The organism is Pantoea sp. Taur, from assembly GCF_009830025.1.
Classification (GTDB): Bacteria; Pseudomonadota; Gammaproteobacteria; order Enterobacterales; family Enterobacteriaceae; genus Pantoea; species Pantoea communis.
In genome coordinates this window covers 41,335-56,090 of the sequence record NZ_SZZZ01000011.1, presented here as the reverse complement: position 1 = coordinate 56,090, position 14,756 = coordinate 41,335, and the positions used below count along the sequence as shown (strand labels likewise).

The 14,756-nt window shown below is 55.3% G+C and carries 14 protein-coding genes; 11 read left to right on the top strand and 3 right to left on the bottom strand.

Annotated elements, in window-relative coordinates; translation table 11 throughout:
* Positions 1–3 precede the first annotated feature (3 nt).
* The 9 genes from FD744_RS15655 (at position 4) to FD744_RS15615 (ending at position 10,677) form a co-directional block, all read left to right on the top strand.
* Complete coding sequence (locus FD744_RS15655) at positions 4–1,521, top strand: ABC transporter substrate-binding protein (protein ID WP_160868669.1); 1,518 nt, start codon at positions 4–6, stop codon at positions 1,519–1,521.
* 17 nt (positions 1,522–1,538) lie between these two features.
* Positions 1,539–2,480, top strand: coding sequence for an ABC transporter permease (locus tag FD744_RS15650; RefSeq protein WP_034827746.1), 942 nt, complete (start codon positions 1,539–1,541; stop codon positions 2,478–2,480).
* Between the two features lie 2 nt (positions 2,481–2,482).
* A complete protein-coding gene (locus tag FD744_RS15645) occupies positions 2,483–3,364 on the top strand; it encodes an ABC transporter permease (protein WP_160868668.1) in 882 nt (293 codons plus the stop codon).
* 9 nt (positions 3,365–3,373) lie between these two features.
* The gene (locus FD744_RS15640; protein ID WP_160868667.1) at positions 3,374–4,972 is read left to right on the top strand and encodes a gamma-glutamyltransferase family protein; all 1,599 of its coding nucleotides are present in this window, start codon (positions 3,374–3,376) and stop codon (positions 4,970–4,972) included.
* Between the two features lie 273 nt (positions 4,973–5,245).
* The gene (locus tag FD744_RS15635) at positions 5,246–5,959 is read left to right on the top strand and encodes a DUF3053 domain-containing protein (RefSeq protein WP_034827740.1); all 714 of its coding nucleotides are present in this window, start codon (positions 5,246–5,248) and stop codon (positions 5,957–5,959) included.
* Between the two features lie 479 nt (positions 5,960–6,438).
* On the top strand, positions 6,439–8,373 hold the full coding sequence (locus tag FD744_RS15630; protein ID WP_058961114.1) for a PTS mannitol transporter subunit IICBA: 1,935 nt from the start codon (positions 6,439–6,441) through the stop codon (positions 8,371–8,373).
* Positions 8,374–8,467: 94 nt separating this feature from the next.
* Entirely contained in the window at positions 8,468–9,616 is a 1,149-nt protein-coding gene (gene mtlD, locus FD744_RS15625) for a mannitol-1-phosphate 5-dehydrogenase (RefSeq protein ID WP_160868666.1), read from the top strand.
* A gap of 76 nt (positions 9,617–9,692) precedes the next feature.
* Complete coding sequence (locus tag FD744_RS15620) at positions 9,693–10,226, top strand: MltR family transcriptional regulator (protein ID WP_034827734.1); 534 nt, start codon at positions 9,693–9,695, stop codon at positions 10,224–10,226.
* 88 nt (positions 10,227–10,314) lie between these two features.
* Positions 10,315–10,677 carry a YibL family ribosome-associated protein gene (locus FD744_RS15615; RefSeq protein ID WP_058961117.1) on the top strand — a complete coding sequence of 121 codons (363 nt, stop codon included), beginning with the start codon at positions 10,315–10,317 and terminating at the stop codon, positions 10,675–10,677.
* Between the two features lie 7 nt (positions 10,678–10,684).
* On the opposite strand, the gene FD744_RS15610 is transcribed toward FD744_RS15615, so the two are convergent.
* The 3 genes from FD744_RS15610 to FD744_RS15600 all read right to left on the bottom strand — a co-directional run bounded on the left by FD744_RS15610 (position 10,685) and on the right by FD744_RS15600 (position 13,710).
* Complete coding sequence (locus FD744_RS15610) at positions 10,685–11,689, bottom strand: VirK/YbjX family protein (protein WP_160868665.1); 1,005 nt, start codon at positions 11,687–11,689, stop codon at positions 10,685–10,687.
* 190 nt (positions 11,690–11,879) lie between these two features.
* Positions 11,880–12,497, bottom strand: a complete 618-nt coding sequence (sodA, locus tag FD744_RS15605; RefSeq protein ID WP_034827730.1) for a superoxide dismutase [Mn] — start codon at positions 12,495–12,497, stop codon at positions 11,880–11,882.
* Positions 12,498–12,684: 187 nt separating this feature from the next.
* On the bottom strand, positions 12,685–13,710 hold the full coding sequence (locus tag FD744_RS15600) for a LacI family DNA-binding transcriptional regulator (protein WP_160868664.1): 1,026 nt from the start codon (positions 13,708–13,710) through the stop codon (positions 12,685–12,687).
* A gap of 294 nt (positions 13,711–14,004) precedes the next feature.
* Here FD744_RS15600 and FD744_RS15595 point away from each other — a divergent pair, with 294 nt between their 5' ends.
* Together FD744_RS15595 and FD744_RS15590 are read left to right on the top strand one after the other, a co-directional pair.
* Positions 14,005–14,445: a PTS sugar transporter subunit IIA gene (locus FD744_RS15595; RefSeq protein ID WP_034827726.1), complete on the top strand. Its 441-nt coding sequence runs from the start codon at positions 14,005–14,007 to the stop codon at positions 14,443–14,445.
* 18 nt (positions 14,446–14,463) lie between these two features.
* A complete protein-coding gene (locus FD744_RS15590) occupies positions 14,464–14,730 on the top strand; it encodes a PTS sugar transporter subunit IIB (protein WP_034827725.1) in 267 nt (88 codons plus the stop codon).
* Positions 14,731–14,756: the final 26 nt, after the last annotated feature.

Sequence of the window (14,756 nt, the reverse complement as noted above, 5' to 3'; positions counted from 1 at the left end):
CCTGTGAAGAAAGCTCGTATAACGTTACTCACGGCCTTAAGCGGCCTGCTCTTGCTCGGTGCCAGTGCACACAGCCAGGCGGAAAGTGTGATTCGCATTGGTCTGGGTGCCGACCCAGACATGCTCGATCCGCATCTGGCGCGCACCTATTACGGACGTTTCGTGTTTGCGGCTATGTGCGACCGCTTGGTGGATGTGGATGAGAACCTGAAAGTGGTGCCCGGCCTGGCAACCGATTGGGCGTGGAGTGATGACGGTAAAACCCTGACTATGAACCTGCGCGAGGGCGTGACCTTCCAGGATGGCGAGAAGTTTGATGCTAACGCGGTGAAGTTCAATATTGAGCGTGCGCTGACGCTGCCGGGTTCGCTGCGTAAAAGCGAAATCTCTTCCATCGACAGCGTGGAAGTGAGCGGGCCGATGCAGGTGAAATTCCACCTGAAAACACCGGATGCGGCGCTGCTCAGCCAGCTCACCGACCGCGCTGGCGCGATGCTGGCACCGGAAGCCGCTAAAAAACCGGACTTCGCGACCCATCCAGTCTGCTCCGGCCCGTATCAGTTTGCCAGCCGCGTGCAGCAGGACCGTATCGTGTTGACGCGCTTTGAAAACTACTGGAACAAAAGCGCATACCACTTCGATAAAGTGATTTTCCTGCCGATCCCGGATGCCTCAGTGCGTCTCGCCAACCTGCGCGCAGGCGATCTCGACCTGACAGAAGGCGTGGCGGCCAGCGATGTGAAAACGGTTGAAGGCGACAGCAAGCTGGCGCTGGCCAAAGTCACCGGCCTCGGTTATCAGGGCATTACCTTCAACATCAATAACGGCAAGGTTGACGCCAACAGCCCGCTAAAAGATCCGCGCGTACGTGAGGCCTTCTCGCTGGCGATCGATCGCGATGCGCTGAATCAGGTGGCGTTTGAAGGCTTATATACCCCATCCAACCAAGCCTTCTCGCCGGTCAGTGCCTATCACGTCAACACCCCAATCAGTACACGCGATGTGGAGAAAGCCAAAGCGTTGCTGAAGGCGGCGGGTGTCACCACGCCGCTCAATCTGACGCTGCTGGTCACCAACAATCCAACCGCACAGCAGGTCGGCCAGGTGATTCAGGCGATGGTCGGTGAAGCGGGCATTAACCTCAACTTGCAGATGAGTGAGTTCGCCAGCTTGTTGGATCGTCAGCAGCGCGGCGATTACCAACTCAGCTTATCTGGCTGGTCCGGCCGTCCCGATCCCGATGGCAGCATCTACTCGTTTATCAACAGCAAAGGCACGCTCAACGACGGTCGCTACAGCAATCCCCAGGTTGATGAGTGGCTGAACGCCGCACGTCTCACCAACGATCAGGCGCAGCGCCAGGCGTTTTACACCAAGGTGGTGAATCAGCTGCAAACCGATATGCCAATCGCCTATCTCTATTTCGAGCCGCGCATCTTCGGCATGACGAAAAAACTGCAGGGCTTTAAAGCCTGGCCTGATGGCTTAGTACGCCTCGCGGGTGTGAGCATGGCGCAGTAAACCGCTGAGGAGCGATGATGCTGGAACTGATAGTTAAACGCTTACTGCTGGCGATCCCCACGCTGCTGCTGGTGAGCATCATGGTGTTTGCGCTGCAAAAGCTGCTGCCGGGCGATCCGGTGCTGGCGATGGCGGGTGAGGAGCGCGATCCTGCGGTCATCGCACAGCTGCGGGCGGAATATCACCTGGATGATCCGATTCCCACGCAGTATTTCTCGTGGATCGGCAATGCGCTGAAGGGTGACTTAGGCATGTCACTGCGCACCAAAGAGCCAGTGACCTCGCTGATCGCCAGTAAGTTGCCGGTAACGCTGGAGCTGTCGCTGCTGGCGATGGTGATTGCGCTAGGTATTGGCATCAGCATGGGCATTATCGCGGCGGTGCGCAAAGACACCTGGGTCGATCACACCACCAATTTTGTCGCGCTCTCCGGCATATCGGTGCCGCATTTCTGGCTGGGGATTCTGCTGATCCTGCTGTTTTCCGTGCATCTGCAATGGCTGCCAGCCTCAGGCTTTGTCCCCATCAGTGAAGATGTGGCGCAGAACCTGAAAACGCTGCTGCTGCCGGCGTTGGTGCTGGGTACCGGCCTCGCCGCCACGCTGATGCGCCATACGCGGGCGTCAATGATCAGCGTGCTGAAGGCCGATTACATCCGTACCGCGCGCGCCAAAGGTCTGCTGGCCCCGAAAGTGGTACTGAAGCACGCCTTTCGTAACGCACTGATGCCGATCGTCACGCTCACCACCTTGCTGTTTGGTGAGTTGCTGGGCGGTGCGGTGTTAACCGAGCAGGTTTTCACGCTGCCCGGCTTCGGCAAGATGATTGTCGATGCGGTGTTTAACCGTGATTACGCGGTGGTTCAGGGCGTGGTGCTGGTGGTGGCGATCGGCTTTCTGCTGCTGAACCTGCTGGCGGATGTGCTCTATCTGTTAATCAACCCGAAAATGCGAGGCTAGCCATGAGCGAGGTGTTAACAGCAGGCGCTGTGCCTGCGGTCGCAAAGCCCAACCGCCGGGTGCTGAAGAAATTCCTGCGCAATAAGAGTGCGCTGATCGGCGCGGTGATCGTGCTGCTGTTTGTTGCAGTGGCGCTGCTGGCGCCCTGGCTGGCACCGGCCGATCCGATCAAGGCGAACTTCCTTGCCGTGCGCAAAGCCCCTTCCGCGCTGTTCTGGTTGGGGACCGATGAGCTGGGCCGCGATATTCTGTCGCGTCTGATTTGGGGTGCCCGCACCTCGCTGCTGGCGGGGTGCATCTCCGTGATGATTGCCATTTTGATTGGCGTGCCGCTGGGCTTGGTCGCCGGTTACTGGCAGGGCTGGTGCGATGGCATTATCTCGCGCTTTATTGAAGCGCTGCTTGCCTGCCCGTTTCTGATTCTGGCGATTGCATTGGGTGCCTTCCTTGGGCCGAGCTTATCCAATGCAATGATAGCGATTGGGCTTTCCGCCATGCCCATCTTTGCTCGCCTGACGCGCGGTCAGGTGATTGCTATCCGCCATGAAGAGTATATCGACGGGGCACGCGCCATCGGGCTGCCAGACCGCTGGATCATCCTGCGTTATGTCCTGCCCAACGTGCTGTCACCGATTCTGGTGCAGGCCACGCTGGCGATTGCCTCGGCGATCATCACTGAAGCCAGCTTGTCATTTCTCGGCCTTGGCCAGCAGCCGCCGTCACCTTCCTGGGGCGCGATGCTGAACACCGCTAAAGGCTATCTGGAGCAGGCGCCATGGATGTCAATTTTCCCTGGGCTGGCGATTTTTCTCACTGTGCAGGGCTTCAATCTGCTGGGTGACGGACTGCGCGACGCACTTGATCCGCGCAATGACTCACATTAAGGAACCGTTATGAGCGATTTGGATTTCAACGTTAGCTATGCCTCGCACCGCGCCCCAATGATGGGCCGCAATGCAGTCGCCACCTCACAGCCGCTGGCGGCACAGGCGGGGATGCGCATGTTGCAACAGGGCGGTAATGCGGTAGACGCGGCGATTGCTACGGCGATGGCGCTCACCGTACTGGAACCCACCGGCAACGGCATCGGCAGTGATGCGTTTGCCATTATCTGGGATGGGAAAACGCTGCATGGCTTAAATGCCTCCGGCCGTTCCCCCGCCAGCTGGAATGCAGAACGCTTTGCCGGACAGAGCACCATGCCGGAAACCGGTTGGGAAGCCGTGACCGTACCGGGCGCGGTTTCTGCCTGGGTCACGCTGGCCGAGCGCTTTGCCACGCTGCCGCTGACCACACTGGCACAACCGGCGATCGAGTACGCCCGCGACGGCTTCCCGGTTTCGCCGCTGATCGCCCATCTGTGGCAGCGCGGCTACAACAAACTGAAGTCTCAGCCGGGTTTTGTTGAGTGTTTTGCGCCAGATGGCCGACCGCCGCGTGCTGGTGAGCTGTTCCGTAACCCGGCGCAGGCCGCCACACTGCAGAAAATCGCCGAAACCAGGGGGGAAGCCTTCTATCGGGGCGATCTGGCGGAAAAAATGGTGGCATTTGCCGGGCAGCACGGCGCGGCACTGAGCATGGCCGATCTCAACAACCATCGCGCCGATTGGGTGGATCTGTTGTCACGCCCGTTTGCCGATGGCTCGGTGCAGGAATTACCGCCCAACGGTCAGGGCATCGCCACTCTAATTGCGCTCGGCATTCTGGAGCAGTGGGACATCGGCAGCTACACGCCTGATTCCGTGCCGTGGCTGCACTTGTCGATTGAAGCGATGAAGCTGGCGCTGGTCGATCTGGATCGTTACGTCACCGATTACGACCATCTGGAATTCCCGGCAGAGTTGCTGCTGAGTGACAGCTACCTCAAGCAGCGCGCTCAGCTCATCAATCCTGACCAGGCCGGGGATTTTACCTTCGGCTCCCCACAGCAGAGCGGCACCGTATATCTGTCGACTGCCGATGCCAGCGGCATGATGGTCTCCTTTATTCAGTCCAACTATATGGGCTTTGGTTCAGGCGTGGTGGTGCCGGGCACCGGCATCAGCTTGCAGAATCGCGGCTGCGGCTTCTCGCTCGATCCGCACCATCCGAACGTAGTGGCCGGTAGCAAACGTCCGTTCCACACTATTATTCCGGCGTTTGCGCTGGATGCGGCGGGACAGCCATTGATGTCGTTTGGCGTGATGGGCGGCCCGATGCAGGCGCAGGGGCACTTACAGCTGGCGTTGCGCATCATGCAGCACAAGCAAAACCCGCAGGCAGCGATTGATGCGCCGCGCTGGCGTGTTGAGCAAGGCCGTGCGGTAGTAGTGGAGCCGGGTATTGACCGTAATGTGCTGGCGAAACTGCGCGAGATGGGTCACCAGATTACGGTGGAGGATCCATTACAGAGCTACAACTTCGGCGGTGCGCAGGCGATTGTGCGTGACCCGCAGGGCTTCTACATAGCCGCCACTGAAAGCCGGAAGGATGGGCAGGCGCTGGTGTTTTAAATCACAATCTGGCGGCATCAGTGCGGACTGCCAGATGCCGCCAGGTGATTTCAGCCTTTGGGTTCGGTTTTTGCCTGCGTTCGTTGGTGTCGATGGAGCACAACCTTTAGGGCCGACTACCCGCACATTTCTTTCATGACCTTAATCCGGCGCGCCAGAGTGCGCCTTTTCCCACAGTTTGCCGCGCCTCAACCCGTTGTACACGCCAAGCCATTGCACTATCCTTTAGGACCATTCCCACCGAATCGAAATTAGCCATAACAGGAGTTCAACATGGCGTCAGGATTATCCCGCATCTGGATGCGTACCGGCATGCTTATGATCAGCGCACTGGTTGTGCTGCAACTTACCGCCTGTGGCGATAAAGAAGGTGATCAGCGTAAAGCCTTCACCGATTTCCTGCAGAACACCGCGATGCGTAGCGGCGAACATCTGCCAAGCCTGAGCGAAAACCAGAAGCAAACCTTCGGTAACTACGCCAGCGACTACGCCATTTTGTATGGCTTCTCACAGCAGGCCAATCAGGCGGTTGAGCAAGGCATGCGCCCTGTGGTTGATGAACTGGCTGCGATTCGTGTGCCACAAGATTATCTGACCCGTCGCGATAGTCTGCGTCAGGCGAGCGGCAACCTCAGTGTGCTGTCACAGCAGATTCAGAGCGCCAAAATGCAGGCCGACAGCAGCAAAGCCACGCTGAAGCAGCCTGACGATCTGAAGAAAGTGTATGACAGCGTCTACGCCAAAGTGGTGACGCAGCCAGCGGGTACACTGATTCCGCTACTGCCTCAGCTTCAGGCGTTGAGCCAGGCGGCGGTGCAAACCGGTGATTATCTGCAGTCGCAGGGCACGCGTGTGACCTTCAATGACGGTGGCGTTCAGTTCCCAACGCAGGATCAGGCCACGCAGTACAACACCCTGATGAGCAACCTTTCCAGCAATGCTCAAGCCCTGACTCAGGCACAGAATGCTGTGCAGGGTGGTTTGTAACCTCGCTTTGAATGCGTTCAGGGGCGACTAACAGGTCGCCCTTTTCCTGACATACTTTTCATTGCATCTTTCAGATTTTTCGTCACTTCCTTACACCTTACTTATCAGCATCGCTATTGTGTGATCTGACGCATTTTCAACCAAAAATAGTTTGTGATCTCAATCACATTTATGAAACAAACCTGAGAGCTGCAAAGGTGACTTAAGTCACATTTATCCCGTTGTTTTGTATAAAATTTCGCCTTCGTACTTTTCTTACACTCTATTTATGTGATCTTCATCACCTTATAGCACCCTGACCACCCCAATTTTGAGTGATCTGCATCACACTTATCCCGGATGCTACGCAGCGTAATAAACTAGTGCTAGAGTCCGCGTGCATACAGTGATGCCACGGCCCGCGCCGGAACGGCTCAATAAAAGTCTTAACAAAAACAACCGCGCTCTTATTGCAGCGCGTCTCAATAAGGGGTGGGTTTATGTCCTCATCAGCGAAGGTCAAGGTCCAGAGCTTTGGTCGCTTTCTGAGTAACATGGTGATGCCAAACATCGGTGCGTTTATCGCCTGGGGTATCATCACAGCACTGTTCATCCCAACCGGATGGATTCCAAACGCAACGCTGGCGAAACTCGTCGGCCCAATGATCACTTACCTGCTGCCATTGTTGATCGGTTTCACCGGTGGACGTCTGGTGGGCGGCGATCGCGGTGGCGTGGTCGGTGCCATTACCACCATGGGTGTGATTGTCGGTGCAGATATGCCGATGTTCCTCGGCGCGATGATTGCCGGTCCACTGGGCGGCTGGGCGATCAAAACCTTTGACCGTATGGTTGATGGTAAAATCAAAAGCGGCTTTGAGATGCTGGTTAACAACTTCTCAGCCGGTATCATCGGTATGCTGTTGGCGCTGCTGGCGTTCATCGGCATCGGTCCATTGGTTGAAGGTCTGTCACACATTCTTGCGGCGGGCGTAAACCTGATGGTGCAGAACAACCTGCTGCCACTGACTTCTATCTTTGTTGAACCGGCGAAAATCCTGTTCCTCAACAACGCCATCAACCACGGTATCTTCTCGCCACTGGGTATCCAGCAGGCTAGCGAAGCCGGTAAATCCATCTTCTTCCTGATTGAAGCGAACCCAGGCCCAGGTATGGGTGTACTGGTTGCCTACATGATTTTTGGTCGCGGTAGCGCTAAGCAGTCTGCAGGCGGTGCGGCAATCATCCACTTCCTCGGTGGTATCCACGAAATTTACTTCCCGTACGTGCTGATGGCGCCACGTCTGCTGCTGGCAGTGATCCTCGGTGGTATGACAGGCGTGTTTACCCTGACCGTACTGAATGGCGGTCTGGTCTCTCCAGCGTCTCCGGGTTCTATTCTCGCAGTACTGGCGATGACGCCAAAAGGCGCATACTTCGCCAACATCGCGGCCATCATCGCGGCGTTTGCCGTCTCCTTCGTGGTCTCTTCAATCCTGCTGAAAACCAGCAAAGTAAAAGAAGATGACGATATCGAAGCTGCGACTCAGCGTATGCGTGATATGAAAGCGCAGTCGAAAGGTCAGGCCGTTGCCGGTTCTCCGGTTATCGCCGATGCCAACAGTGTTGATGTGAGCCACGTGCGTAAAATCATCGTGGCCTGTGACGCCGGTATGGGTTCCAGCGCCATGGGTGCCGGTGTGCTGCGTAAGAAAGTGCAGGATGCGGGCCTGAGCAATATCTCGGTCACCAACAGCGCGATTAACTCGCTGCCGGGCGATGTGGATCTGGTGATTACCCACCGCGATCTGACCGAGCGTGCGATGCGTCAGGCTCCGCAGGCGCAGCATATTTCGCTGAACAACTTCCTCGATAGCGCGCTGTACAGCAATCTGACTGAACGTCTGATTGCCGCTAACCGCAGCGAAGCGCATCGTGAAACCGTGCAGACCACGCTGGCAGACAGCTACGACGATGGCAGCGCTAACTTGTTTAAATTGGGCGCGGACAACGTGTTCCTGGGCTTGAGCGCCAACAACAAAGAGCAGGCGATTCGCTTTGCTGGTGAGCAGTTGGTGAAAGGCGGTTATGTCCAGCCAGAGTACGTTGAAGCGATGCTGGAACGTGAAAAGCTGACCCCGACCTATCTCGGTGAGTCTATCGCTGTGCCACACGGCACCGTGGAAGCCAAAGATCGCGTGCTGAAAACTGGCGTGGTGTTCTGCCAGTACCCAGCGGGCGTGCTGTTTGGCGAAGAAGCCGATGACGTGGCGCGCCTGGTGATCGGTATTGCGGCTCGCAATAACGAACACATTCAGGTGATTACCAGCCTGACCAACGCGCTGGATGATGACAGCGTGATTGAGAAGCTGGCGAACACCACCAGCGTTCAGGATGTGCTGGATCTGCTGTCAGGTAACACCGCGAAAGCGTAATACCACGTTTTAACTTCCCTGGGGCGGGCAAGCCCGTCCCACATTTCCGGGGCGGATTTGCCCGCCCTTTCGTCATTTGATATGGGTCAAATTTATGAAAGCGTTACATTTTGGAGCAGGTAACATCGGTCGCGGTTTTATCGGTAAGTTGCTGGCTGATGCCGGTATCGAACTGGTCTTCGCGGATGTGAATCAGGTGGTTCTGGATGCCCTTAACGCCCGTCATGAGTATCCGGTTCATGTAGTTGGCGAGCAGGCAAAGGTCGAAATCGTTACCGGCGTTAGCGCAGTGAACAGCACCAGCGACGACATCGTCACGCTGATTGCTGAGGTTGATATCGTTACCACGGCGGTTGGTCCGCAAATTCTGGAGCGCATCGCAGGCGGTGTGGCGAAAGGTCTGGCCAAACGCAGCGACAACGGTAATGTCCGTCCGCTGAATATCATCGCCTGTGAAAACATGGTGCGCGGCACCAGTCAGTTGAAGCAGCACGTTCTGAAAGCGCTGCCAGAACAGTATCACGCGTGGGTTGAAGAGCACGTTGGCTTCGTCGACTCCGCCGTTGACCGCATCGTGCCGCCATCTGAGGCCGGCAGCAACGATCCGCTGGAAGTGACAGTCGAAACCTTCAGCGAATGGATTGTCGATAAAACGCAGTTCAAAGGTGAATTGCCAAACATTCCTGGCATGGAGCTGACTGATAACCTGATGGCATTTGTCGAGCGCAAACTCTTCACGCTGAATACCGGCCATGCCATCACCGCGTATCTTGGCCAGTTAGCTGGCCACGCCACCATCCGTGATGCGATTCTGGATGAGAAAGTGCGTGCCGTGGTGCAGGGTGCGATGCAGGAGAGCGGCGAGGTGCTGATCAAGCGCTATGGCTTTGATGCCGACAAGCACGCCGCTTACATCCAGAAAATCCTCACTCGTTTTGAAAATCCGTACCTGAAAGATGATGTTGAACGTGTTGGCCGCCAGCCGCTGCGTAAACTCAGCGCGGGCGATCGTCTGATCAAACCCACGCTCGGCACCCTTGAGTACCACCTGCCACACGCCAACCTGGTGCAGGGTATTGCTGCCGCGATGCACTACCGCAGCGAAGCCGATCCGCAGGCGCAGGAACTGACTGCCCTGTTGGCTGAAAAAGGCCCGCAGGCAACGCTGGCCGAGATCTCTGGACTGGAAGCCAATAGCGAAGTGGTCACCTCAGTGGTGAGTGCTTACAACGCTATGGCATAATGCGCGCCTTTTAATAGCTCACTCGGGCGCGGTGCCAACCGTGCCCGTCGGCGGTAGCGGAACGATGCAGGCAATAATGGAAGAGAAGCAAGCTTTTGAAAACCGGGTGCTTGAGCGCCTGAACGCCGGTCGATCGGTGAGAAGCTTCCTGATCGCCGCCGTTGAGCTATTGGCTGAAGCGGTCAACCTGCTTGTGTTGCAGGTTTTCCGTAAAGACGATTATGCCGTAAAGTACGCGGTTGAACCGCTGCTGCTCGGTGACGGTCCGCTGGGCGAGCTATCGGTGCGTTTGAAACTGATTTACGGTTTGGGCGTGATTAATCGCCATGAATATGAAGATTGTGAGCTGCTGCTGGCGCTGCGTGAAGAACTCAATCACGACACCAGCGACTACCGCTTTACTGACGATGAGATTTTGGGGCCATTTGGTGAACTGCACTGTGTTGTAGCGTGGCCGCCACAACCTGACTTCACCCGGGATGACGAAGCATTACGCAGTATGCAGCAGCAGCGCTATCTGCAGATGGTGCGATCCACCATGGTGCTGTCGCTCACCGAGCTGATATCGCGCATCTCCCACAAGCAAGCCTTCAAGAAGCCGGCCGTTTAGGGGCACTGTCGCGGTCGAATCCGCCCCGCTGCAAAATCGCCCCGTTTTGATGTATCCTTTGCCTGTTTTCCTTAACGAGTTTCCCCTGATGAAAGAACAAGAAAAAGCCGAGATCAAACTGCTCAGTGATCAACTGGACGCATTGAATCGCAAAGAACCCCAGCTGCTGGAATCTGGCGATGCCGAAAAACTCGGCGAGCTGCTGCGTGAAAAAGAGAAGCTGGTGCAGGAAATTGAACGTCTGCGCAGTGTTCGCGATGAGAAACTGAGTAAAGAAGCGCAACAGCTGCAGAAGCTGGGTTTCAGCCGTGAGATCACCAGGAAAGAACAAGCCAACATGGGCGCATTTAAGAAGAGCGTGCGCGGCCTGGTGGTGGTGCATCCAATGACCGCGCTGGGACGTGAGATGGGGCTGAAGGTGATGACCGGCTACGCGAAGCAGCCGTTCTGATACCCGATTACGCGGCGTGTGATACGTCGCGTTCCACGCTCTGTTCCTGCACTGCTTCAACCCCTGCCACGGGTTCAACCCCTGCTGCCAGCAATACCTGGGTGTTCAACGCATCCAACAGTGCATAGCGACGACGATACTCCGCACGTTTCTTACTGGCGATCTCTTCCAGTGCTTTCCTTTCCATCTGCAGCGGCAACGTAAACAGGTCGTCGGCACGGGCTTCACCGCCCAGTGACAGCCAAAACTCGCTGTAGCTGGCAAAGAACTTATCACCTTTACTGTGGCGATAACGCATGCTGCGGAACACATGCGTGGTATCTCCTACTGCGCAAATCGCTTGCACGCCACATTGTTGCGCCAGAATAAATACCGCTTCCATTAACAGACGTTTCGGGAATACGCCATGTGCGGCTTTGGTTGCATCGCGAATAACATCATTTGAGATGTGTTTGCGCGGCCCCTGCAATCCACCAATCAATAATGTGCGCTTGCCCTTTTCCTGAATAATGGAAAAAGAGAGCGAGGCAATATTCATGGTTTGATAATGCAGTGTCAGGGTTATTTCACCTTCACGGTCAAAATGTCCTGGGCAGCAATTAATAGCAAACACCTCATCATTTTTTCCGTTAAAAGTGGCAATCACATTTAACACCGGACTCAGCAGTAACTGGCGCAGTTTGGCATTATCCAGTTGATCCATCAGCGTGTAATGGTCAAGCAGTGCCTGCGCACGTTGTGCCACGCTAAAGCCTGCGCGCAGGTAAGGGCGATGCGGTTTAGCCGGCAGCAAACCCTGCATTTTCAGCAGTTGCGGCAGAAACGGCAGTTTCGCTAATGCGTTAAGGTAATTGAATGTTGTAACAGGAAAGATTAAAGACCTTAAAGCAAATTTAAAGCGGAACATACTGCTATTCCATAACTTATCAGGTCTGACTTTTCCGCTAATTAACGGCAAAAACAGGGATGCCGACGAATCTTTATTCGCCACAGGGGTAGTGATAGTAGACATAGTTATTTTACTTTCGTGTGATCAACTGCGGCTACTGTATGCCCCAAATTATCAACGGCAGGTTAATAACGGCCGTAACGGTATTGTCAGCAGAGGTAATATCGAGGTGGTTTAAGAAGTGTTTAGATTTCGTAAAGAAAAAACCGGTGAAGCAGCTTCACCGGTTGTATGCGTTGGCTATCGCCTGAACTTACTTAGCAGCAGCGAAACGTGCAGCTGCTTCGTCCCAGTTCACCACGTTCCAGAACGCTTTGATGTAGTCAGGACGTTTGTTCTGATACTTCAGGTAGTAAGCGTGTTCCCACACATCCAGACCAATGATTGGCTCACCGGATGCGCCAGAAATGGCTTCACCCATCAGCGGGCTATCCTGGTTAGCGGTTGAAACCACTGCCAGCTTGTCGCCTTTTTTCACCAGCCACGCCCAGCCTGAACCGAAACGGGTGGTAGCGGCTTTCTCGAACTCAGCCTGGAAAGCTTCAACGCTGCCGAAATCTTTTTCGATAGCGGCTTTCAGTTCGCCTTGCAGGCTGGTGCCCAGTTTCAGGCCTTTCCAGAAGAAGCTGTGGTTAGCGTGGCCGCCTGCGTTGTTACGCAGTGGACCTTTTTTATCTGCTGGCAGCTGATCCAGTTTAGCGATCAATTCTTCAACCGGCAGGTTAGCGAATTCGGTACCTTCCAGCGCTGCATTCGCGTTGTTAACGTAAGCCTGGTGGTGTTTAGAGTGATGGATTTCCATCGTCTGCTTGTCGAAGTGTGGTTCCAGTGCGTCGTACGCGTAAGGCAGGGATGGCAGTGAATAACTCATGTTCTTCCTCTCCATTTAGTGTTTTGCAGCATCACCTTAGCAGGGTGCCGCGTAAGCAGTCGGATCATTATAGTTAAAATCATGATCGGTAAAAGGGTTATCAATGCCTTAGTAATGATAAGGATTTGATGAATCTGGGAAAAGCACCGCACGCAGAGTCACATCCCATGCACGCGATGCCGCAGGATTACATCTTGTGCGTGCTGGCACGCAGCTTGAGCTGTACCGGCAGTTCGTTGATGGCAGGTGGCTCATCGCCCTTCAATGCGGAGAGTAAGCGCTTGCCCGCCATGCGCCCCATCTCTTCATAAGGCAGGACAACGCTGGTGAGCGGCGGTGAGCAGACGGCTGCCAATGGGCCGCCACCGATGCTGGCAATCGCCAGCTGGCTGGGAATGGAGATGCCTGCGGCGTGGCAAGCCATGATGGCACCGCACGCCACTTCATCGCTGGTACAAATCAGCACATCCAGTTCCGGCCAGGTCAGCCGGATCTCCGCCAGCAGGCTATGTCCAGCGGCAAAGGTCGGCATTTTCGGCGAGGTCACCACGCGGTGCGGCGCCTGATTTGATGCCAGCATGCCGCTATGCCAGCCATTCAGCAGTTGGCGGAAAATCGTGGTATTGGTTTGCGTACACAGCAAGCCGAGATGACGATAACCGCGCTCCACCAAACTCTGCAACAGCTGGCGAATCGCTTTAGCGTAATCGACACCAATGCTAATACCCGCAGATTCCTGATGCACCCCGCCGATATCCATCACCGGCAGGCCGGAATTACTCAGCAAACGATGAGCTTCAGCGGCATTGTCGAAGTTGAAATGCACCATCGCCGCCGGATTATACGAGAGCAGCATCTCGATCAACTCGCTCTCTTCCGCCGCCGAGTGGTTGGCTTCCGCCAGCATCATGTTGTAACCCTGCGGACGCAGAATCTCTTGCAGCGCTTCCGACACAATCGCGCTGCCCGGCGTGGCGAACGAAGGCACCACCATGGTGACTAGCTTCGACGATGCCGACGCCAGATTACGCGCCTGGATATTGGGCACGTAAGCCAGTTCGGCGACGGCCGCATCAATTTTGGCGCGGATTTCAGGCGAGACCTTTTCCGGCATGCGTAACGCACGTGATGCCGTCATGGTGCTCACGCCGACCAAACGGGCAACATCGGCCAGTGTGCTTTTGCCGGTACCGCGCCGTTTTTTTTCTGCCATGCCTTCTCCTAACTGACTCGCTACAAATGCCCGCACGCAGCTTAAAACCAAATGCGTCAACGTGCCACGTTAATCACCACAGATTCGGGCACGCCTCACCTGCTGAGCATTTTCAGAATCTCCGAGCATGTCAGGTGCTTGCAACGATGACAAACGGGCTGCACAAAAATGTTAGCGATAACACAGTTTTTAACAACATCCGTGTTAGCGCTAACTTTTGCGACAATCATCACAGAAAAGCGCTGAGAAAATCACCTAAAGTGCACTCCATCGACGAATAACCAGGAATTACTGATGCTCACTCAATGGCTGACACCGCAACATATTCGCATCGTAGAACAGGTCAGCGACTGGCAGGACGCGGTACGTTTATCCGCTGAGCCGCTGCTGGCCGAAGGGGCGATCACCCCGGCTTACCTCGATGCCATCTTTACTTCGCATGCCGAACTGGGGCCTTACTACGTACTGGCACCCGGCCTGGCGATGCCGCATGCCCGTCCGGAACAGGGCGCGCGTAAGAATGGTTTGTCGTTGCTGCATGTGAAGAACGGTGTGAGCTTTGCAGCGGATGAAAACGATCCGGTGCATGTGGTGATTATGCTGTGCGCCGTTTCCGGCGACGATCATATCCAGATGATCACAGCATTAGCCGAAGTATTCAGTGACGAATCTCGCCTGCAGCAATTGCTGACGGCGGCAACCCTACCAGCGATTGAAGCTGTTATTACAAATTAACCACCAGAGAATCCTATTATGAAAAAAGTCCTGATTGTGTGCGGTAATGGTTTAGGCAGCAGCTTTATTGTGGAAATGAACGTGAAGAAAATTGTGGCGGAACTAGGGAAAGAGGCCGAAGTGGGCCATACCGATTTAACCACGGCGAAATCTGAACAGGCCGACCTCATTATCAGCGCCAAAGATATTGCCGATCAGTTATCCGGGCACAGCGCACAGGTATTCGGTCTGACGAATTTATTAGATAACGCCAAAATCAAAGAAATCCTGGCGGAAAATCTGTAATAGCCCGATTTTACTCACATGGAGTA

Bases quoted from the DNA above. Each gene is read 5' to 3' on its own strand.
- FD744_RS15640 (WP_160868667.1), top strand. From the start codon at position 3,374: ATGAGCGATTTGGATTTCAACGTTAGCTATGCCTCGCACCGCGCCCCA.
- FD744_RS15620 (WP_034827734.1), top strand. From the start codon at position 9,693: ATGGAAGAGAAGCAAGCTTTTGAAAACCGGGTGCTTGAGCGCCTGAAC.
- FD744_RS15635 (WP_034827740.1), top strand. From the start codon at position 5,246: ATGGCGTCAGGATTATCCCGCATCTGGATGCGTACCGGCATGCTTATG.
- FD744_RS15610 (WP_160868665.1), bottom strand. From the start codon at position 11,689: ATGTCTACTATCACTACCCCTGTGGCGAATAAAGATTCGTCGGCATCC.
- mtlD (WP_160868666.1), top strand. From the start codon at position 8,468: ATGAAAGCGTTACATTTTGGAGCAGGTAACATCGGTCGCGGTTTTATC.
- FD744_RS15645 (WP_160868668.1), top strand. From the start codon at position 2,483: ATGAGCGAGGTGTTAACAGCAGGCGCTGTGCCTGCGGTCGCAAAGCCC.
- FD744_RS15595 (WP_034827726.1), top strand. From the start codon at position 14,005: ATGCTCACTCAATGGCTGACACCGCAACATATTCGCATCGTAGAACAG.
- FD744_RS15630 (WP_058961114.1), top strand. From the start codon at position 6,439: ATGTCCTCATCAGCGAAGGTCAAGGTCCAGAGCTTTGGTCGCTTTCTG.
- FD744_RS15600 (WP_160868664.1), bottom strand. From the start codon at position 13,710: ATGGCAGAAAAAAAACGGCGCGGTACCGGCAAAAGCACACTGGCCGAT.
- sodA (WP_034827730.1), bottom strand. From the start codon at position 12,497: ATGAGTTATTCACTGCCATCCCTGCCTTACGCGTACGACGCACTGGAA.
- FD744_RS15590 (WP_034827725.1), top strand. From the start codon at position 14,464: ATGAAAAAAGTCCTGATTGTGTGCGGTAATGGTTTAGGCAGCAGCTTT.
- FD744_RS15615 (WP_058961117.1), top strand. From the start codon at position 10,315: ATGAAAGAACAAGAAAAAGCCGAGATCAAACTGCTCAGTGATCAACTG.
- FD744_RS15650 (WP_034827746.1), top strand. From the start codon at position 1,539: ATGCTGGAACTGATAGTTAAACGCTTACTGCTGGCGATCCCCACGCTG.